Origin of the sequence: Psychrobacter okhotskensis, from assembly GCF_013248965.1 — a bacterium.
GTDB lineage: Bacteria > Pseudomonadota > Gammaproteobacteria > Pseudomonadales > Moraxellaceae > Psychrobacter > Psychrobacter okhotskensis.
Genome location: NZ_JABRVQ010000016.1, coordinates 1 through 20,036, shown reverse-complemented (window position 1 = coordinate 20,036; position 20,036 = coordinate 1). Strand labels below are relative to the sequence as shown.

General features: G+C 43.0%; 18 protein-coding genes and 1 pseudogene. 9 read left to right on the top strand and 10 right to left on the bottom strand.

The genetic code is table 11. The annotated features are described in order from the left end of the window. Window positions 1-136 precede the first annotated feature (136 nt). The 3 genes from HQR03_RS08915 to HQR03_RS08905 all read left to right on the top strand — a co-directional run bounded on the left by HQR03_RS08915 (window position 137) and on the right by HQR03_RS08905 (window position 3,169). Window positions 137-1,240, top strand: a complete 1,104-nt coding sequence (locus HQR03_RS08915) for an AI-2E family transporter (protein ID WP_025651368.1) — start codon at window positions 137-139, stop codon at window positions 1,238-1,240. 334 nt (window positions 1,241-1,574) lie between these two features. Then, a complete protein-coding gene (gene hda, locus HQR03_RS08910) occupies window positions 1,575-2,378 on the top strand; it encodes a DnaA regulatory inactivator Hda (RefSeq protein WP_025651369.1) in 804 nt (267 codons plus the stop codon). Window positions 2,379-2,464: 86 nt separating this feature from the next. Continuing rightward, entirely contained in the window at window positions 2,465-3,169 is a 705-nt protein-coding gene (locus HQR03_RS08905) for a DUF2057 family protein (RefSeq protein ID WP_173239929.1), read from the top strand. A gap of 118 nt (window positions 3,170-3,287) precedes the next feature. Here the strand turns inward: HQR03_RS08905 and HQR03_RS08900 are convergent, their stop codons facing one another. Together HQR03_RS08900 and HQR03_RS08895 are read right to left on the bottom strand one after the other, a co-directional pair. Continuing rightward, on the bottom strand, window positions 3,288-3,773 hold the full coding sequence (locus HQR03_RS08900) for a Dps family protein (protein ID WP_101206316.1): 486 nt from the start codon (window positions 3,771-3,773) through the stop codon (window positions 3,288-3,290). Between the two features lie 260 nt (window positions 3,774-4,033). After that, complete coding sequence (locus HQR03_RS08895) at window positions 4,034-4,693, bottom strand: YcxB family protein (protein WP_101206317.1); 660 nt, start codon at window positions 4,691-4,693, stop codon at window positions 4,034-4,036. A 498-nt stretch (window positions 4,694-5,191) separates the two neighbouring features. Here HQR03_RS08895 and serS point away from each other — a divergent pair, with 498 nt between their 5' ends. The 3 genes from serS (at window position 5,192) to tkt (ending at window position 8,966) form a co-directional block, all read left to right on the top strand. Further along, window positions 5,192-6,478 (top strand): serine--tRNA ligase, encoded by a 1,287-nt coding sequence (gene serS / locus HQR03_RS08890; RefSeq protein WP_173239928.1) that lies wholly within the window; start codon window positions 5,192-5,194, stop codon window positions 6,476-6,478. 13 nt (window positions 6,479-6,491) lie between these two features. After that, window positions 6,492-6,872 carry a hypothetical protein gene (locus HQR03_RS08885; RefSeq protein ID WP_025651374.1) on the top strand — a complete coding sequence of 127 codons (381 nt, stop codon included), beginning with the start codon at window positions 6,492-6,494 and terminating at the stop codon, window positions 6,870-6,872. A 93-nt stretch (window positions 6,873-6,965) separates the two neighbouring features. Then, window positions 6,966-8,966, top strand: a complete 2,001-nt coding sequence (gene tkt, locus HQR03_RS08880; RefSeq protein ID WP_173239927.1) for a transketolase — start codon at window positions 6,966-6,968, stop codon at window positions 8,964-8,966. Between the two features lie 387 nt (window positions 8,967-9,353). On the opposite strand, the gene HQR03_RS08875 is transcribed toward tkt, so the two are convergent. Beyond that, window positions 9,354-10,304, bottom strand: coding sequence for a DUF4424 family protein (locus HQR03_RS08875; protein ID WP_173239959.1), 951 nt, complete (start codon window positions 10,302-10,304; stop codon window positions 9,354-9,356). 280 nt (window positions 10,305-10,584) lie between these two features. Between HQR03_RS08875 and HQR03_RS08870 the strand changes: the two genes are divergently transcribed. Genes HQR03_RS08870 through HQR03_RS14295 form a run of 3 tightly spaced genes read left to right on the top strand, consistent with a single transcriptional unit; the run spans window position 10,585 to window position 12,395 of the window. Next, window positions 10,585-11,328, top strand: coding sequence for a DUF3239 domain-containing protein (locus HQR03_RS08870; RefSeq protein WP_173239926.1), 744 nt, complete (start codon window positions 10,585-10,587; stop codon window positions 11,326-11,328). Between the two features lie 41 nt (window positions 11,329-11,369). Next, window positions 11,370-12,095 carry a nuclease-related domain-containing protein gene (locus HQR03_RS08865; RefSeq protein ID WP_244952011.1) on the top strand — a complete coding sequence of 242 codons (726 nt, stop codon included), beginning with the start codon at window positions 11,370-11,372 and terminating at the stop codon, window positions 12,093-12,095. Between the two features lie 30 nt (window positions 12,096-12,125). Beyond that, window positions 12,126-12,395, top strand: a complete 270-nt coding sequence (locus tag HQR03_RS14295; protein ID WP_336217853.1) for a topoisomerase DNA-binding C4 zinc finger domain-containing protein — start codon at window positions 12,126-12,128, stop codon at window positions 12,393-12,395. On the opposite strand, the gene HQR03_RS08860 is transcribed toward HQR03_RS14295, so the two are convergent. From HQR03_RS08860 to HQR03_RS14440, 7 genes and pseudogenes are all read right to left on the bottom strand, one after another. Then, window positions 12,396-13,340 carry a DUF4424 family protein gene (locus tag HQR03_RS08860; RefSeq protein WP_418889570.1) on the bottom strand — a complete coding sequence of 315 codons (945 nt, stop codon included), beginning with the start codon at window positions 13,338-13,340 and terminating at the stop codon, window positions 12,396-12,398. 10 nt (window positions 13,341-13,350) lie between these two features. Further along, a complete protein-coding gene (locus HQR03_RS08855) occupies window positions 13,351-14,322 on the bottom strand; it encodes a peptide ABC transporter ATP-binding protein (RefSeq protein ID WP_173239924.1) in 972 nt (323 codons plus the stop codon). Then, window positions 14,312-15,400, bottom strand: coding sequence for an ABC transporter ATP-binding protein (locus HQR03_RS08850; protein WP_244952010.1), 1,089 nt, complete (start codon window positions 15,398-15,400; stop codon window positions 14,312-14,314). Before HQR03_RS08850 ends, HQR03_RS08855 begins: the two co-directional genes overlap by 11 nt. Before the next feature lies 1 nt (window position 15,401). Further along, the gene (locus HQR03_RS08845) at window positions 15,402-16,316 is read right to left on the bottom strand and encodes an ABC transporter permease (RefSeq protein WP_173239923.1); all 915 of its coding nucleotides are present in this window, start codon (window positions 16,314-16,316) and stop codon (window positions 15,402-15,404) included. Between the two features lie 151 nt (window positions 16,317-16,467). Continuing rightward, window positions 16,468-17,484, bottom strand: a complete 1,017-nt coding sequence (locus tag HQR03_RS08840; protein ID WP_173239922.1) for an ABC transporter permease — start codon at window positions 17,482-17,484, stop codon at window positions 16,468-16,470. Window positions 17,485-17,704: 220 nt separating this feature from the next. Continuing rightward, complete coding sequence (locus HQR03_RS08835; protein ID WP_173239921.1) at window positions 17,705-19,345, bottom strand: ABC transporter substrate-binding protein; 1,641 nt, start codon at window positions 19,343-19,345, stop codon at window positions 17,705-17,707. Between the two features lie 561 nt (window positions 19,346-19,906). Further along, window positions 19,907-20,036, bottom strand: a pseudogene (locus HQR03_RS14440) (IS30 family transposase); the annotation flags it as partial.

The following is a 20,036-nucleotide window of genomic DNA, read 5'->3' as shown; positions in this document are numbered from 1 at the left end:
GCGATAATAAAACACTTAGAATCAAAGCACTTAGAATTTGTAGACGTACCGATAACGATACAGTGAGTTTGTAGCAATAAAACTGCAATCTCAACGATAAGTTATCGCGATTAGCTTACTTTTAGGATGGCCCTTAATGACCAAACAATCGATAGACCCTTTTTTCCGGCGCTTATTTATCGTCGCCGTGCTCATCATTGCTGTTGTTTTGCTTTATTTAATGATGCCGGTCATTTTGCCGTTCATCTTTGCTTTTGTACTCGCTTATTTGTTCAATCCATTGGTCAAACGTCTCTCAAAGTATATCAAGCGCTGGATAGCTATTATTATTGTTTATGCTACCATTACCTTGGGGATGGTATTGCTGCTCTGGTGGCTGATACCGACATTGCTGCATCAGCTACAAGCGGCTTGGGAATATCTGCCCAAGGTTTTGAATTGGTATAATCAGGTAGTTCGCGGATGGTTTGTTGCGAATGCCAATATCCGCTTGCCCATACTAGAAACCAAAGGATTCTCTGAAACCTTGGTTGAATATCTGCAAACACATTATAAGTTCTCTGATGCCAGCTCGATGATGAGTCAGGTGCTTGCTTCAAGCATGAGCTTTATCAATAATGCAGGATTGATTGTCTTAGTACCGATTTTGACTTTTTACTTTTTGTTCAATTGGGACAAACGCATACAGATGTGGAAGACAGCGATTCCAGGGCCGTACTGCGAAAAAGTTATTGGTATTGCCCAAGAGTGTGATCAGGCATTGATGGCGTTTATCAAAGGTCAGCTGTTGGTGATGGTGTTGTTGGGTGCCATTTATGCCGTACAACTTCAGCTCATTGGCCTTGAGCTGGGTCTTATTATCGGCATGGTTGCGGGTATTGCTAGCTTCGTGCCTTATCTGGGCTTCGGTATTGGCTTCATCGCTGCTATTATTGCGTGTTTGTTCCAGTTTGGCTTAGATTGGACGTATTTATCCTTAATCGTTGGCGCATTTTTAATCGGTCAAGCGGCAGAAGGCTACATCCTACAGCCTTTATTGTTGGGCGATAAGATCGGATTGTCACCTTTATGGGTTATATTTTCGGTACTAGCAGGCGCAAGTCTATTGGGTTTTGTTGGTATGCTTATCGCGCTACCGGTGTCTGCCGTCCTAAATGTATTGTTCCGCCACTTGTATGCTTATTATCTCTCCACGGACTTTTACAAAGGTCGTAAACAGTTGGTGTTATTTAAAAAATAATAGGCGTAATGTCATTGAAAATTTATAAAATAGCTAGATAATAAGGGTGTCATTTAGGCTTAATAATTAATGACTGACAAAGCTTAGTAAGTAAAAGACTTGTCAGTCATTTTGCAAATATGTTATATATAGGCGCAGTAGTAACGCTAACAGCTGTTACTGTGAGCGTTTTGATACACGTCGTTAATTTTGATAAATATCATGTTTGACTGAGTGTAATCAAAACCTCAAGCTCGTTTATTTTATTAAGCCTACTTAAACTGAGCCTGTTTTAAAAGTTACCACGCCTTTTCCTTTTCTATCTATTGCGCTACGCAAACCGAGTTGATGATTCATGGCAGAAGCACAGCTAAGTCTCAATCTGGACATTAAGCATGATGCGAGTCTCAGTGACTTTGCCGGTCCCGGTTGGATGTCGATTATTGATGCAGTGCGGCAGCTACATGTCGGCCTGATTGGTCAGCTGTACCTGTTTGGCAGCCCTGCAACTGGTAAGTCCCATCTACTATCCGCTATCTGTGAGTCATTCATTGAGATGGACAAGTCAGCGATTTGTTTGTCACTCAATGAATTGATCCATACCGATGTCAATGTGCTGTCTTCTCTTGAGAACTTCTCGCTTATCGCCATCGATGACTTAGAAGTGCTTGAGCAAAGTAGTCAATGGCAAGAAGCCTTATTCCATCTCATTAATCGTAGCCGTGAAGGGCAGCGCCAGTTATTATTTGCTGCCAATAAGCCTGCGGGCGAGTTACCATTTCAATTGAGGGATTTGCTCACTCGTCTGGCACAAGCGCCTACCTTTAAAGTACCGAATGGTCACGATCTTGCTGACCGTCAAGCCTTGCTGCAGTCTATCTTACGTCGCCGTGGTTGGCAGTTTGATGAGCGTATTATTGATTATCTTCTGACCGAAGGGCCACATCGTATCGGTGCTATGATGGAGGTGCTCAATTATATTCAGCCAATGTTCTCAAACCTTGGGCGTAGCAATATCTCTAAAGCGGTCATCAGTGATGCTTTGCGTACGATTGATGAGCAAACACTGGCAGCTGAGCTTGCGGATATTGCACAAGAGACACAAGTGGATAATGAGGCAGCCAGTCAGGATCAACATACGATGCCACTCGATTTTTAATACTGAATTTTAAATATTAGAAACACCATTTGTTTCTATCCAAAATGTCGCTGTTATCAATGCATTTACTATCAATGGGACCATTTATGAAAACCAATACTTCTTCGCTAAAAAAACTGACCATCAGCACCTTACTTATCAGTGCCGGATCGGTATCTATGCTCTCAAATGCCGCGGTTACTTTACTCGTTGATGACTATATCAAAGTGACTGCTATCAATGGTCAAGAAGTTCAACAGAGTCCTTTTCAGGCGTTGACTAAACAATTCACCTTGCAGCCGGGTCAGCATGCGATTACTGCTAAGTATGACCGCTTGTATAATCTGCCGCGTGACGAGCATGATTATTTGCGTTCAGGCAATGTGAGTGTGACAGCCGAACTGGCAGACAACCAGACATACCGCTTGACCATGCCTAATCAACCAGAAAAGTATGAGGCAGCCAAAGATTATGTCAAACAGCCAACCCTTGCGATACAGCAAGACGATGCCATTATTGCCAGTCAACAGGGCGTTGCAAATGGTAATGATGGCTTGTTTGCTGGATTGGGTAAAGCGCTAGGCGGCGTGTTCGGCGGTGCAGGTGATGCAGAGTTACAGAACCAACGTGCTATCGCCTCTTTAGATCAACCAGCAGTAAATTCTACTAGCAACGTCAATACTGGCACGACCACTGTTAAGCAAGCATCTAGCGTAAATACTTCTACTAGTACGTTAGATACGTTTATGCAAGTATGGCTACAAGCCACGCCTGCTGAACGTGAAAAAATGCGTCAATGGATCGAAAAATAAAACAGTCTTTTCTAAAAGATAGACAATAAAAAAGCACCTAATTAGGTGCTTTTTTATTATTTAGTATTTGATGATCATTAGGCTTATTAAAATTTAGCCTAGTAAAATCTAACGATTCTTAACCCAAAAACGCGTTATACATCCATACCAGTTTTTCTTGCTCTTGTACGTAAGCATCGATTAGGTCAGCTGAACCTTGGTCTTCGCTCTCTTCTGCTAACGCTGATACTTGGCGTTGCTCTGCAATTAACGCTTGTAAGCCAGTGACTACGCCTTTGACACAGCTTGTGCCATCTTTAACATTTTTATCTTCACTGATGCTAGTATGCTGCGTAAAATCACTATAAGCGTGAAGTGGTGTACCACCCAACGTCAAAATACGCTCAGCAATTTCATCAATTTGGAGTTGTAGTGACGTATATAGCTCTTCAAATTGTGGATGCAAAGTAAAGAAATGCTCACCTTTTACATTCCAGTGATAGCCACGTACGTTTAGATAAAACACGTGATACGTCGATAATAGATTGTTCAACTTGGCGATGACTTCGCTCATGTCTGCTTTTTCTAGACCGATCTGGTTAGTAGCATTGTTAGAATTGCTCATAGTATTGTCCTTATAGTGTGAGTGTAGTTATATGATAATAAATAAAGAAAAATAAAGGCTCTCATGAATTAAGATACAGCGAAAAATACTTTATTTTTCATCTGTATCTATCAATATAGACTCTATTGCTTCCTTTGATGCTTATAATAATAGCAAACTATTATTAATAAGTTAAATTTAATAAATACAATTTTACGATTGGTTTTATAAAACTAAGTCTCTCTATTGTTTTTCTAAACGATAGAGAGACCTCATTACATTTACGCTGGTGGCTGCAAGTTTTCAGGATTTAAGCCTTTAACGGGAACCACTTCTTGTAAATGTTGACGTATCGTATCGATAGGAAACTTCTGTGCTTGCAAGCGTTTCGGTACGATTTGGCTACCTTGCTGACCTTTTAGCTCAAACATCATAAAGATATAGTCGTCAGTCTCATCCCAGCTCTTGATAGAGGTCCAAGGAATAACCGCTTGCTGAGTTGCGCCTGCACGCATTTGCATACCGCGCATTTGCGAGTTTTTCATCATATCAGGCTGGTTGCTTGGCATCGCCATGACTAGACCATGCTTTTGCACACCTAACTTCATCTGGCGCATTTCATCTGGCATCTCTTGGTCAGCGACTTGTTTGTCAAACTCTCTTTTTACGTACCATTTAAAACCTAAAGTACGTGCCAATAGATAAATCACCACACCAACCAGCATTAACCAAAATATAATGGTTGAATAGCCTGTCACAAAGATAAGTCCTGCAATAGCGAGTACCACAACCACGGCCATGATGATCCACTCTTTGGTCTTAAAGCTTGATAAACCAAAAGAAGGGCTGGCACTGGCAAACAGTTCATACTGTGCTTGGTGGAATTCAGCCTCAGTTAGGTTTAAGGCGACAGGTTGGAGCGTGTAGGGGTACAGGGCCATAAAGGTTTCTCAAATACTTATATTAAAAGCGTTGGATTAAAACTGCCAAAGCGAAGCAGCGATGCTGTACTTGGCTAGAAGTGAATAAAGGTATGCGCTTATCTTACCGAAAAGTACTCCTAAATGAAACATATAAGCAAGACTGTTCACGGATAGATGTCATATTAATGACGTAGTTCACGCTCTATACTCAGCTTACTAAGACTAGACGAAAGCAAAAGTGAGCAATTAAAAACATAATAACTTATGATAAGCGATTAGCATAATGAACGAAAGCTAGTGAAAGTCAGCCAGAAACAGGGAAAAGTAGCCAAAGATATCCAAAACATGGTCAAATCTGCCGTGTCTTGGTATTATAGCGACTACAAGATATGTTGATATAAAACATAACGTCATAGCCAGTTATCACAAAGACTGTGATAGCGATGTGCTAGGCAATTACTCTATTAATAATACTTTTAAACCTTTTACTCACCTTTAGTGTTACAGGCAACTATTATGATTGATCCGAAACTCTTACGCGGCGATTTAAGCGACCTACAACAGCAGCTAGCCACCCGTGGTTATGAGCTTGATATGGAGTTCTGGCAGACGATTGAAAACGAGCGCAAGTCTCTACAAGTCAAAACCGAAGAGTTGCAATCGCGCCGTAATGCTGGTGCAAAGCAAGTAGGTGCCCTAAAAAAATCAGGCGAAGACGCCAGTGAGCTATTGGCTGAGATGCAAAGCGTTAGTGGTGAGATTAAAGCTGCGGAAGACGAGCTACGTACGCTACAAGAGCGCATCACTCAAGCGGCTTTGCAAATTCCGAATATTCCGGCGGCGGATGTACCAGTCGGTACGTCAGAAGAGGATAACGTAGAAGTGCGTAAGTGGGGCACGCCGCGTGAGTTTGACTTTGAGATTCAAGATCATACGCATATCGGTGAGACGCTTGGTATGCTCGACTTTGAGGCAGCGACTAAGTTAACTGGTAGCCGTTTTAACGTGCTTAAAGGACAATTGGCGCAATTGCATCGCGCTTTGATTCAGTTTATGCTCAATACCCACACCATCAAGTACGGCTATACTGAAACGTATGTGCCTTATATTGTCAATTCTGAAAGCCTAAAAGGTACGGGTCAGTTGCCAAAATTTGAAGATGATTTGTTTAAACTGACCAATCATACGAATAATGATGATATGGATTTTTATCTGATTCCGACGGCTGAAGTACCTATGACCAATTTGGTACGCGGTGAGCGTTTAGATATCAAAGAGCTGCCGTTAAAGTTCACCGCGCATACGCCTTGTTTCCGTAGTGAAGCCGGCTCACACGGTCGTGATACTCGTGGTCTGATCCGTCAGCATCAGTTTGAAAAAGTCGAGATGGTTAATATCGCTAGCGCTGAGCAATCTGATGAATTGCTTGAAGCAATGACCGAACAAGCCGAATATATCTTGCAGCAGCTCAACTTGCCGTATCGGGTCATGAAGCTGTGTACAGGTGATATGGGCTTCGCTGCCCAAAAGACTTATGACATCGAAGTCTGGTTACCGAGCCAAGATACCTATCGCGAAATCTCTAGCTGCTCTAACTGTGGTGATTTCCAAGCGCGCCGCATGGGCACACGTGTCAAAGACGGCAAACAAACCAGCTTGGCTCATACTTTGAATGGGTCAGGCTTGGCAGTTGGTCGTACGCTATTGGCCGTCATGGAAAACCATCAAAATGCTGACGGTAGTATCACCGTTCCAGAAGTATTGCGTCCGTTTATGGGCGGTGCGGAAAGAATAGAAGTTTGATAATAGTAACGTCATGAAGACATTGTCTACAATTGATCAGCTCAATTACTCACAATATCTCACCCACGGTCAAAGTAGTGGCGACAATTTGTTAGGCTTTGAAATAGATGCCAATGTGTATTTCTGTTGTATGGAAAACAATCTTGGTTGCGACTTTCTTTATCAAGAGCGCCATGATAATGCAAATTGTATGCTCACGTTGTATTGCAACTTTGCGCACAATGTAAGCCATCAGCAAATGGCAGATTATCTAGAGGAGAAATGGCTTCAGTATGTTTGCTATCAAGAATTTGAGAAACATTATATTGAAGTCGTTAACGATCAGTTGGTTTTTTATTATGTGACCCGATCAAGTTCTGGACTAGGGGTAACAGGGAAAATTGTTGCCACTTAGTTTATAATGAGCCATCTATTCCAGTATCTAAGCAAATTTAGTTCAATAACTTTTTTCAATCAAATAAACTCTCCTTTAATCTTAGGACACTCTATGCCAGCTCCAATTAGCGAACGTAAACTAGCCAATGCCATCCGTGTACTGTCGTTTGACGCGGTTCAAAAAGCCAACTCTGGACATCCGGGTGCGCCAATGGGCATGGCTGATATTGCCGAAGTTTTGTGGCGCAAATTTTTGAAGCACAATCCAGCTGATCCTAATTGGCACAACCGTGATCGCTTTGTACTGTCAAATGGTCATGGCTCGATGCTTATTTATTCATTGCTACATTTATCAGGTTACGATGTGAGCGTTGATGACCTTAAAGGTTTCCGTCAGCTGCATTCAAAAACCCCAGGGCATCCTGAACTTGGTTATACGCCTGGTGTAGAAACGACGACTGGTCCACTAGGACAAGGTATTGCTAATGCCGTTGGTTTTGCAATCGCAGAAAAAACACTAGCCGCACAGTTCAACCGTGACGGTCATAACGTCGTCGATCATCATACCTATGCATTTTTAGGTGATGGTTGCTTAATGGAAGGTATCAGTCATGAAGTGTGCTCGCTGGCTGGCACGTTGGCGCTTGGCAAATTGGTATTCTTCTACGATGATAATGGTATCTCAATCGACGGTAATGTCGAAGGCTGGTTCACTGATGATACCCAAGCACGCTTTGAAGCATATGGCTGGCAGGTTATCAAAGTCGATGGTCATGATACCGATGCGATTACGCAAGCGACGGAGCAAGCGATTGCTGAGACCACTAAGCCAAGCTTAATTATCTGTAAAACCACTATCGGTGCGGGCAGCCCGAACAAACAAGGTCTAGCAGCCAGTCATGGAGCACCACTTGGTGACGACGAAATCGCCTTGACTCGTGATGCGCTATCTTGGAAGCATGCTCCATTTGAATTAGATGACGAAATCTATGAAGCGTGGGATGCTAAAGCAAAAGGCGATGTGCAGCAAAAGAACTGGGACACTGACTTTGAAGCATACAAAAAAGCCTATCCAGAGCTTGCTGCAGAACTCTCACGCCGTCTCAATGGTGAGTTGCCTGCTGACTTTGACAGCCAAGCCCAAGCCTATATTCAGCAAACTCAAGAAGCGGGTGGAGATGTCGCCAGTCGTAAAGCTAGTCAAAATGCTATCAATACTTTGCAGCCATTATTACCAGAATTGTTGGGCGGTTCAGCGGATCTGGCAGGCTCAAACCTTACGCTATTCAAAGGTGCTAAAGGTATCGAGACTGACGCTGATGGCAACTATATCTATTATGGTGTGCGTGAATTCGGTATGACCGCGATTGCCAATGGTATCGCGCTGCATGGCGGCTTTATCCCTTACGTAGCGACGTTCCTGATGTTTATGGAATACGCGCGTAACGCAGTACGTATGGGTGCATTGATGAAGCAACGTATCATCCATGTCTACACGCATGATTCGATCGGTCTGGGTGAAGACGGCCCGACGCATCAGCCAGTTGAGCAATTGACTAGCCTACGCACCACGCCTAATCTACGTACATGGCGTCCGTGTGACGCGACTGAATCGGCTAGCGCTTGGGTTGAAGCAATTAAGTCTGAAAACAATCCATCCGCACTGATCTTTAGTCGTCAAAGCTTGCCACATCAAGCACGTGACAGCGCGCAAGTTGCTGATATCACTAAAGGTGGTTATGTACTTGCGAAAGAGCAAGGCGAGCTACAAGCGATCATCATCGCTACGGGTTCAGAGGTCGGTCTTGCGATGCAAGCTTATGCAACATTGAGCGAAAATGGTGTTGGCGTACGTGTGGTTTCTATGCCTTGTGCAGAAATCTTTGTGGAGCAAGATGCTGACTACCGCGAGTCAGTATTGCCTGCCAATATCCGCGCTCGCGTAGCCGTAGAAGCGGCCCATGTTGACTATTGGTTTAAGTTCGTTGGTCTAGATGGCAAAGTCATCGGTATGACCACTTATGGTGAGTCAGCTCCTGCCGAGCAACTGTATAAAGAGTTTGGGATTACGACTGAGGCGGTTATTGAGGCTGTTACTAGCTTGGTTAAATAACTGTCGTAGGCTGTGGCTTTAGCCCAGCTATGAGTCTGAATACACAAAAAAAAGCTACTAGAGAAATCTGGTGACTCTTTTTTTTGTTCAAGATAATAGGTGTGGGGTATGAATTCCGTGGGTTTTCACCCACGCTACTTTTTATAATTTTAATTTTATTTCTATGATTTGTTGGGTGTCGCAGACTTCACCCAACCTACGTGTATGTCACACATTCTAGTATCGAGTAGCTTAATTGAGTAGATGCCGTAGCGTGGGTGATAACCCACGTCTGAACTATGTTTCTTGAGTAATCTTAACAAGCGAAATAACAACCTGCGCTAGAATTATTAGGATTAAAAAGATGAATCTAAATTCCATGGGTTGCCACCCATGCTACCTCTGGATTTACCAAGTCTTCATAATAAAAGCCACCTCAAAGTCATGCTTAGGCACAAAGTTAGTCTCTTTAATCTCAAACGTCGTCGGGCCTATCTTCTTAACTTTACCCTTACCTCTCCAACAAAACGAGACCAATTCATTAGGGTCACGTTCTACCGTAAGTTTAAAGTTAGCAATAGGTTTTGCCCAATTAGCGCCTGTCGTTAAGATATAACTTAAGGCATGATAGGGGCGAGCGCCTGTTTTACTTAATCCTAGCTCCGTAGGGCCGTCCACGCAAAAAGTAGCAAATTCCTCCTCGCCTAAATGCACAGAGCCACCGACTAAAGGCTGATAAGCATGATTGATTTTGGTAATAGCTTTGGCTTTAAAAGTCTGCTGCCAACTATAAACAATCTGCGAGTCCCAAGAGATGTAACTATCTTCCTCATTAACATCAATAAACTGATTTATTCTTTTGTCAGTACAGTTTTGCAGCTTCTTATCCACCTTATCCGTTTCCCCTTGATTCGTCCATGGGGTCATCATCTCACTGTCTTTAACACCACAGGCTTTAAATAGTTCCGTCGTATCAACAGCCTTACCAGCGTAGGTTTTCTCACCATTTTTTATGACAATAGGGTACATAAAGGTACGGACATGAGTTTTCGGAGTAATAGCTTTGCCATTGCTCAAAACCTTAAAGCTATCCACTAACCTAGTGGTATCTGCAAAATCGCTCTCTAACTGTGAGGGTACAGGCGGCAGGGGGAATAACAAAGTCTCAGTAATATCTTTATTGCTTAAATTTTTAAACTCGTAATTGACGCGAATCTTATCTTTGGAGATATAAAGGTCTTCGCTGTGCATGCTGATATTGTTATTTTTAAGATATTGAACACCGCCCGTACCGACATACCCAGTAGAGTCATTGGCTTGGGCAGTAGTTATGGCTAGCAAAGCGGTGCAAGCTGTCATAAGGCTAAATATAAAAGCAGTCTTAACGATGTCATTATTATTATTCACTGTAGATACGCTCGCTTTTCGGTTTTAGTTATGTCACCTAAGTAGTTGTTGAGTTCAATGCCACCTGATGTGTGAGGTAATTTTAATAATACTGAAGCACAAGACAGTTTGCTATCGTTAAAATATAATTTTGCGACAATAGAGGAGAAAATGGATTATAGTATTCGATAAATAGAATCACTTTTAAAATTTTACTGAACAGTGAAGATAGAGAAGATGAGAAGTAAATTCAATGAAAGATAAACGCACGCTTGATAATAATACTTTTGCTTCAAACCCTGGTAACGCAGCGCTGAATAAATGGGTATGGTTTCGACATAATATAACGACTGTAAGTGCATTAACACTGTTTTTAATAGGTTCGATATTAGCTGCTATGTTCATCCATATTGGTTTTTTATTGATTGTCGGCATCGCTATATTCACAACTATCTTTTACTGGACGAGAGTAAAAGAGCATTTTTTATGCGGTGATTCAAATGGTGGTATTGTTGTAGGTGTTCATCCTACTCTCGTTGCTGTCAATACAAACCTAACTAAGGGTTATGGTGATTTTCCAATTGTAAAAATTATCGAATGTCCACCACTCAAAAATTTAGCTATTGGTGATAGAGTGCCAACAGTAGCCCTTTATACTGCCTCAACCGACGAGTCTTTGTCGCATTGGATAGATTTTAATCCTGTCCCTTTATCATATGCGACCGACAACCCAGAGGTGATTAACTTGGCTATGCAGAGTTACCCAAGCGAACAATGGCAGCAATTAGAAAGACAACTATTGGAGTTGGATCAGCCCTACAAGGCAGGTTTGTATCAGGTTGATAAAGAACAGAGTGGTTGGAATGAAATATCGAGTGATACTATGAATGTTCTAAATGATCTTGAAAAGAGAGATGGAAGCATAAGCTTCAAGAAAATAGTAATTGGCGTAATTATATTTATCACTATTTTGAAAGTTTTTGAATTTTTTAGATAGAAAATATCAGCTTCAATGATTAATTCTTTGAGAAATCCACTATGTCCCTAAAATCGACCTTCAAAGGCTTCCTAGGCGAGACCGTTATCAACGTCGCCATGTGGCTCAAGCTTGAAAAAGATGTTTATCACCGATTAAACGGTATTACTTTGCCACGAGCTAATGGGGGCAGTACTCAAATCGATCATATCATTGTCTCCGTATACGGCATATTTGTCATCGAAACCAAAAATTATAAAGGCTGGATATACGGAAAGGAGACGCAAAGGCAGTGGACGCAATCATTCCCAAATAGAAGTAAATTCAAATTCCAAAACCCACTGCGCCAAAACTACTTGCACATTAAGACGCTTGCAGACTTATTAGACTTGGAGCTGGGCTACTTTCATTCGATGATTGCGTTCATCGGTGAGTGTGAACTAAAAACCCGTGATGAGTTGCCCGAACACGTATTGACAAGCGGTATGGTTTCTTATGTTAAGAAGAAACAAGATAAGCTACTCACCGAAGACGAGGTCACATCCATTGTTGAGCAGATAGAAAGCAATAGATTTAGCAAATCGTGGCGCACCAATCGGCAGCATAAAGCCTATCTAAAAGATAAGCATAGTAACCCGAGCAAAAATACTGATAATCCTCCACCTGAATCAACAGTAAAAGAAACCGTAAGAAGACCTATTCTAAAAAGTAGGGAAGTGCAGCGATGGTCTGGGCAAACTGAGATTGAATCTAGCGAATTACCAATTGATAGTTTTAGTACTCAGTAGACAAATACATCATATGATATGGCTAACAAAGTGTTTCTTACACCGTTTGAAGTTATGGAGCCTGAGTTATCGGGCAATGATTTTAAAACGGCTGAATGTGAGATCATCACGTCTGATAGCACCAATCTTAAAGCTGTTGAGCGAACCAATCATACAGCTGTTACAGAGCAGGTACCTAACTGTCCAAGATGTCAGGGAGAAATGACCAAACGTGTTGCAAAAAAAGGCCTGAATCAAGGTCAGGACTTTTTTGGTTGTAGCCAATTTCCTAAGTGCCGAGGTGTGGTCAATATCCATTAGCTATTTCATGATAAAAGCGACATCAAAATCATGGGTTGGCACAAAATTAGTCTCTTTAATCTCAAATGTCGTTGGTCCAATTTTTTTGACTTTACCCTTCCAGCAGAACGAGACTAGCTCGTTAGGGTCACGTTCGACAGTCAGTTTGAAATTGGCAATAGGTTTGGCCCAGTTTGCCCCCGTAGTTAGGATATAGCTTAAGGCATGATAGGGACGACCATTCTTATTAAAGGATCTCTGAGTTGAATCATCTACGCAAAAATCCCCATATTGCCCACTGTCTAAATCCACAGAGCCACCCACTAACGGTTTATACGTGTGTTTGACCTTAGTAATCGTATTGGCTTTAAAGGTTTGCTCCCAACTATAAATCACTTGCGAGTCCCAAAAAATATCAAGGTCTTCTTTATCATCGATAAACTTATCGAGTGCCTTATTATTACAGTCCAAAAGCCGTTGATTGATATCATTGGTATCAAATTTATAGGTCCAAGGTGACATCATTTGAGCATCACTAATACCGCATGCCTTAAAAACTTTGGTGGTATCAATAGCTTTTTCCGCATGGCTTTTCTCACCATTTTTGATGATGATCGGATACATAAAGGTACGGACATGTAGGGTAGGCGTGATAGGTTTGCCATTGGCCCAAATTTTAAAGTTATTATAAGTGGCACTGGTATCGGCGTAATCTGAGTCTATAAAACTAGGCACAGCTGGCATAGGAAAGAGAACCGTCTCGGTAATGTCTTTATTACTGAGATTTTTAAACTTATAATTGACACGAATTTCATCTTTTGAGATATATAAATCTTCACTATGCATGCTGATGTTTTTATTTTTCAGATACTCAACACCACCTGTACCGACATAGCCAGTAGAGTCGTTCGCTTGGGCAGTAGTCATCGCTATCAGCACAGCGTAAGCTAATGTACTGCTAGACACAAAGTGTCGCTTACCCATAGATTTCTTCTAAACGTAAACAAGCGACCAATCGACCGTCCCATTCGCGCAGTTGCGGCTCTATTTCACTGCATTGTGGTTTGGCATAAGGACAACGTTTATGCAGGGCGCAGCCACTTGGCGGATTAAGCGGACTTGGCAGCTCACCATGTAGGGTTAAATCATTTTTATGACCACTCACAGTTGGTGCTGCGGCCAATAAAGCAATGGTATAAGGGTGCTTTGGGGCATTATAAATCGCTTCCTTAGGCCCGTGTTCGACGGCCTGACCTAAGTACATCACCATCACATCATCGGCGACATGGCGTACTACTGATAAGTTGTGCGAGATAAAAACGTACGCAGTATGATATTCGTCTTGCAAATCCATAAATAGATTCAATACTTGTGCTTGAATCGACACATCGAGCGCTGAGGTTGGCTCATCAGCGACGACAATTTTAGGATTAAGCATCATCGCGCGGGCGAGGGCGATACGTTGGCGTTGTCCACCTGAAAACATATGTGGATAACGGCCCGCATGTTCGGGACGTAGACCGACATGCCTCATCATCTCGTTTATTTTGTCGCGCTTTTCTTCTTTAGATAGCTTGGTATGAATATCTAAAGGCTCAGTCAATTGATAACCAATCGTATGACGCGGGTTTAGGCTGCCATAAGGGTTTTGGAATACCATCTGGATTTCGGTACGCAACTCTTTTAATGCTTTTCTACTATAACCGGTCGTTGCTTCATCGTTGATAAATAACTCGCCGTCAGTGGGCTCTTCAATGAGGGTCAACTGGCGGGCAAGCGTTGATTTACCACAGCCTGACTCACCAACGACCGCCAGCGTTTTGCCCGCTTCAAGCTCAAACGAGATGCCATTTAGGGCTTTAACATACGCTTTAGGCTTGCCCAATCCTTGCGATACCGGGTAATGCTTGTGTAGGTTGTCTGCTTTTAAGACCACTTTATGACTCATGCTGTGACTCCAAAGTAGCAGGGTGAGGGGTGGAGGTGCGAGTAGGTAAATTAGGCAATTCAGAGTGAATACAGCGCACTTTGCCATTGGGCGTATCTAAAATGGGCGGCGGTACTTCACAAGCGGGCTCTTTATAGGGACAGCGGGGAGACAATAAGCAACCGCTTGGGCGATCATATTGGCTGGGTACCACACCCGGCAAACTATTGAGCCTGTCTTGACCGATAGCCAGCTCAGGGATGGCTTGCAGTAAAGCTTCGGTATAAGGATGAGCAGGATGTTGAAAAATCTCCGGCACTGTACTGGTTTCGACCACTTGTCCGGCATACATGACGGCGACATCGCGTGAGTTTTGCGCGACCAAACCCAAGTCATGGGTAATTAATACCATTGCCATTTGCTTTTCGCGTTGTAAGCGCCCGAGCAAATCCATAATTTGTGCTTGCACCGTGACGTCAAGCGCTGTGGTTGGCTCATCGGCGATAAGCAGTTTTGGCTCGCAAGCAATCGCCATCGCAATCATGACCCGCTGACTCATACCGCCCGATAATTGATGCGGATAAACCTTAAGTCGATTTTTGGCATCCGGCATCTCAACCAGTTCGAGCAGCTCTAAGATACGCGTCTGTACCGCTGCACCGCGCAGTCCAAGATGCTTACGCAGTACTTCACCCAGTTGCATCTCAATGGTAAAGCTCGGATTTAGACAAGACATGGCATTTTGAAAAATCATGGAAATATCTTTACCAATGATGCCGCGCTTTTCTTTGGCTGACATACTCAGCATGTCTTTATTATCAAACATCACCCGCTTGGCACGAACTGTCGCAGAAGGCGGCAATAGTCCCATGAGTGCCATCATAGTGACCGACTTACCCGAGCCTGATTCACCGACGACGGCGATGACTTCGCCTTGGGTGATTTTTAATGATACATCATCGACGGCGCGAAAAGCACGTGCGCCTTGACCAAAAGTGACCGAAAGATTTTCAATATCTAACAACAGTGGCGCTTCTTTTATTAACGAGCCATTCATAGAAGTATTGGTAAGCGCTGTTTTATCTAAGGTATCAGTCATCTTAGGTCACCTGCTTTAATTTGGGATCTAGCGCATCGCGTAAGCCATCACCCGTCAGGTTAATCGACAAGGCAGCTAAGAAGATGGCGACACCCGGCCAAATAGCGAGCCAAACATTACTTTGAATATATTGCCGCGCTGTACCGAGCATTGCGCCCCATTCTGCATCTGGTGGTTGCACGCCAAAGCCTAAGAAACCAATTGCGCCTGCTTCTAAAATAGCAGAGGAAAAAATCATTGTCGCTTGGACGATAAGCGGTGCCATACAATTAGGTAAAATGGTGATAAACAATAAGCGCAGCACGCCAGCCCCCATCACTTGCGAAGCAACAAAGTACTCACGTTGTAGCTCTACCATGGCGGTAGCGCGTGTCAGACGAATAAAAGGTGGGGTACAAACCAAGGCAATGGTAATAATGGTGTTGGTCATAGACGGCCCTAAGATAGCCGCAATAATAATCGCCAATAGCAAGCTTGGATAAGACATCAAAATATCATTGACTAGCATCACCGCCTTGCCCCAAACCTTTGGCCAAAACGCGGCGCTAAGCCCTAGCGAGACGCCGACCAACATAGCAAGGGTCGTCGCACTTAGACTGATAAACAACGAGTAACGTGCGCCATACATCACCCGAGATAAGGTATCTCGACCGGCATCATCAGTCCCAAGCCAAAACATCGTATCGCCGCCACTTAAAAACGCTGGCGGCAATTGCTCTTGACCGGTAAATAATTCATAAGGGTCATGCGGTGCAAGGGCGGGCGCAAGTATGGCGATAATCACCATCAAGGCCAGTACTATAAAACCAAGTACCGCGCCTTTATTGCGGCAAAATGTCGATAAAAATAACTGCCAAGACGACGGCGGTGTCGCTGCCATCAGCTTAAGATCAGAGGGAAGAACAGAAGGCTTCATGAGCATTTCCTACAGTGGCTAGTGCTTTGCTAATATTTAAAGTTTTAGAGTTTTAGCCTTAATAAGTATTAAGCATTTGCTAAAAAATCACTCAAAACCATGCAAACACCAATAGCCACTATTTATAATATGAGTATTTATCAATGTTAAATTAAGAAGTATGTCTGATGCGCGGATTGATCAGACCATACAAAATATCAATAAATAAGCTAACCAAAATCAAGGCGGTGGCGACCAATAAGATACCGTTTTGCACAATAGGATAATCACGGGTAAAGAAGCCATCGAGTAGCCAATTACCAACACCCGGCCAACTAAAAATAGTCTCAGTGATAATAGCGCCAGCGAGCAAGGTTGCCATCTGTAAGCCAATTACCGTCACCACAGTAATCAAGGCATTGCGCATCACGTGTACCAATATCACGCGGCGCGGCGATAAGCCTTTAGCGCGTGCGGTACGTACATAATCTTCATCTAGTACCTCTAGCATCGCCGAGCGCGTCATGCGTGCAATCATCGCGAGTGGTATGGTCGATAAGGCAATAGACGGTAAGATAAAATGTTTTACCACGTCCCAAAATGCGCCCGGTTCACCTGAAGTCAAGGAACCCAATAGCCATGAACCATATAAAGGTTTGACGTCCAAAAACTGCGCGACAGATATGACACCGGCGACGGGTAATAGGCCTAGATAGTGGGCGAATATACCGGTTAGGATAGGTCCTAATAAATAGATGGGCATTGAGTATCCTGCCAGCGCACCTGACATCAGAGTGTAATCAATCCACGTGCCACGGCGCAGCGCGGCAAAGATACCTAAGCTGACCCCAATGACACTGGCAATAACAATGGCGCATACCGCCAGCTCTAAGGTTGGCACAAAATGGGCAAAGAAGTCTTGTAATACTGGAGTACGGGTACGAAAGGACTGACCAAAATCACCGGTCAAGATACCGGTTAAATAATCCCAATATTGAACGATGAGGGGTTTGTCTAATCCTAGTCTTTCTAAGGCACGAGCATGGAGCTCTGGATCGACCATACGCTCACCCATCATAATCTCGACGGCGTCTCCGGGGACGAGCCGAATCAGGGTAAATGTCGATAGCGTTAAGCCAAGATAGACAGGAATGAGAATGGCAATGCGACGCAAAATATAAAGTAGCATGGGCTGCTCAATAGTTGTGGTTCAATAGTTATGGTTTAATAACTCTAAGTTGATGACTAGAATGTTGATAATGATGAGAGTGTTGGTGACAGCATGCTTAACAAAGCGGTTGCTTAACAGAGTGCTTAATTTATATAAATAAGGCTGGAGCAGAGTATCTGACCCAGCCGAATACCAATTAAACAATCGTGTATGTCATACCGGACTTCATCAGTTAAGATTATTCAACTTTTACACCATCGAAGCGTATTGAGCCAAGTGGACTAATTTTATAATCGACGACGTTTGGTGCGGTGAATACCGTTACCACCGAATGCGCCATCGTCGTCCATGGCAGTTGCTCTTTAAATATCTGCTGAGCTTTTACATAGTCATTGACGCGATCATCTTGATTGGTAATCTGACGGGCATTAGTCACCAAAGTGTCAAAGTCTTTATTACACCAGCGCGAGTAGTTATTGCCACCGACCGCATCACAAGATAATAATGTACCAAGCCAGTTATCAGGGTCACCATTATCACCTGTCCAGCCTGCTAAAATAACATCGTGCTCGCCTTTAGCGGCGCGATTTAGATACTCGCCCCACTCGTAAGTGACCAGCTTGGCATTAACACCAATCTTCGCCCAATCTGCTTGTAGCATTTCCGCCATGAGTTTGGCATTTGGATTGTAGGGGCGCTGAACGGGCATATACCAGAGATTGATGGCAAGCTTATCTGCACCTGCTTCTTTCATAAGGGACTTGGCTTTTTCGACGTCATAAGGCGCGTCTTTGATCGATTTATCATAACCCCATTGTGTTGGTGGCATAGGGTTGGTGGCTTTAAGCCCTTCGCTTTGATAAACAGCGTTAATAATAGCGTCTTTGTTGATGGCCATATCTAATGCTTGACGAACTTTAAGGTCGCTAAGCTTTGGTTTTTCAACGTTGTAGCCGACATAACCGACGTTAAAGCCGGGTTGATCAAGGACGGTGGCCTTACCGGATTTTTTAACAGAGTCAATCTCGGCAGGTTTTGGATAAGCGGACACATGACATTCGCCAGCTTGCACTTTTTGGGCGCGAACCGCTGAGTCTTTGGTGATGACAAACACTAGATTGTCGATATGAATATCGTCTTTGTTCCAATAATCTGGATTTTTGGTATAACGAATTTGTGCGTCTTTTTGATAGGAAGTAAAGACGAAAGGTCCTGTACCAACAGGTTTGGTATTAATGTCAGCCGCATTACCAGCAGCCATTAACTTGTCTGCATATTCAGCAGAATCGATGTAAGCAAAGGCCATCGCTAGGTTTTGTAAAAACGGCGCGTTGGTCTCGCTGAGAGTGATTTTCACGGTATTGTCATCGACCTTTTCGATAGTAGAGATCAGATCAGGCAGCCCCATGCCGACAGAATACGGGAACTCAGCAGGATAGGCTTTATTAAATTCAAAATCAGGATTGGTGATACGTTCTAGCGTAAAGACCACGTCGTCCGCGTTAAAATCGCGGGTTGGGGTAAAGTAATCGGTTTTACCGAATTTGACGCCTTTGCGCAGATTAAAGGTATAAGTCTTGCCATCTTCACTAATATCCCAGCTTTCGGCTAAGGCTGGCTGAATCTCAGTGCCATCTCTTTTGAATTCCACCAAGCCATTATAGATAGGATAGGCGCTCGCATCAAAATCAGTACCTGCGGTGTACTGTGCGGGATCAAAGCCAGCAGGGCTGCCTTCTGAACAATAAAGTAGGGTTTTCGCGGCTTTAGCGTCTGAGCTGGCAGCAGAGTCATCTGTAGTTTTGTTGTCGCCGCTACAGGCGCTGATACCTAAGATAACCGTCGCCAATAAGGTCAATTTGAAGAGTGATTTTTGCATTATTACATCCTATGTAATTATAAATATTCGCCAATATATTTATAGAGTCATTTTTGACCCATAAATGTACTTGACGTGCTTTTAATTCCCTTTAAAGCAATTGCTTATATCGTTTTTTTGTATACAAGATAAAAAATTCAACAGACCTTAACCTTGATTCAAGTTTGCAAAAAATACTGATATAAATAAGTCGTTTAAATATACTCTTTTAAACAGTGGTAACGCAAGCCATCTCTAAGATAATTTTGATAGAAAATGTACCGTTTTAATATCTTTATTTCCGAATGTATTAGGGCTTGTCCTTATTTTTAAAATGAGGACAAGCCCTAATACCCTAACACCCTAATAGCCAGTGAATTTAGCAATCTAACGCAGCTTGTCGATTTTTTAGATATTCTAAAGCCAGAAAATAGATTGCTAATATAGAATGGCCTAAATAAGTCCTAAAGATAGCGACGAAAAAATATGAGCCACATTCTTATACCATCAGCTTATTCTCGCTTTATTGAATATGAAGTTTTTAGTAGATAAGATTCTTAGATTAACACACCAAGTGCAACGCTAATTAATATTATAGAAAGCCTGCATAGGCGTTTTAAACCCTAAGCGTTTTCTTGGTCTGTTATTTAGTTTGTTCTCAATGTCCTGCATCTCATCATCAGAGACTTGTCTAAAGTCACAGCCTTTAGGC

Coding starts and splice junctions, on each gene's coding strand:
- HQR03_RS08915 (WP_025651368.1), top strand. CDS start 137: ATGACCAAACAATCGATAGACCCTTTTTTCCGGCGCTTATTTATCGTC.
- hda (WP_025651369.1), top strand. CDS start 1,575: ATGGCAGAAGCACAGCTAAGTCTCAATCTGGACATTAAGCATGATGCG.
- HQR03_RS08905 (WP_173239929.1), top strand. CDS start 2,465: ATGAAAACCAATACTTCTTCGCTAAAAAAACTGACCATCAGCACCTTA.
- HQR03_RS08900 (WP_101206316.1), bottom strand. CDS start 3,773: ATGAGCAATTCTAACAATGCTACTAACCAGATCGGTCTAGAAAAAGCA.
- HQR03_RS08895 (WP_101206317.1), bottom strand. CDS start 4,693: ATGGCCCTGTACCCCTACACGCTCCAACCTGTCGCCTTAAACCTAACT.
- serS (WP_173239928.1), top strand. CDS start 5,192: ATGATTGATCCGAAACTCTTACGCGGCGATTTAAGCGACCTACAACAG.
- HQR03_RS08885 (WP_025651374.1), top strand. CDS start 6,492: ATGAAGACATTGTCTACAATTGATCAGCTCAATTACTCACAATATCTC.
- tkt (WP_173239927.1), top strand. CDS start 6,966: ATGCCAGCTCCAATTAGCGAACGTAAACTAGCCAATGCCATCCGTGTA.
- HQR03_RS08875 (WP_173239959.1), bottom strand. CDS start 10,304: ATGACAGCTTGCACCGCTTTGCTAGCCATAACTACTGCCCAAGCCAAT.
- HQR03_RS08870 (WP_173239926.1), top strand. CDS start 10,585: ATGAAAGATAAACGCACGCTTGATAATAATACTTTTGCTTCAAACCCT.
- HQR03_RS08865 (WP_244952011.1), top strand. CDS start 11,370: ATGTCCCTAAAATCGACCTTCAAAGGCTTCCTAGGCGAGACCGTTATC.
- HQR03_RS08855 (WP_173239924.1), bottom strand. CDS start 14,322: ATGAGTCATAAAGTGGTCTTAAAAGCAGACAACCTACACAAGCATTAC.
- HQR03_RS08850 (WP_244952010.1), bottom strand. CDS start 15,400: ATGACTGATACCTTAGATAAAACAGCGCTTACCAATACTTCTATGAAT.
- HQR03_RS08845 (WP_173239923.1), bottom strand. CDS start 16,316: ATGAAGCCTTCTGTTCTTCCCTCTGATCTTAAGCTGATGGCAGCGACA.
- HQR03_RS08840 (WP_173239922.1), bottom strand. CDS start 17,484: ATGCTACTTTATATTTTGCGTCGCATTGCCATTCTCATTCCTGTCTAT.
- HQR03_RS08835 (WP_173239921.1), bottom strand. CDS start 19,345: ATGCAAAAATCACTCTTCAAATTGACCTTATTGGCGACGGTTATCTTA.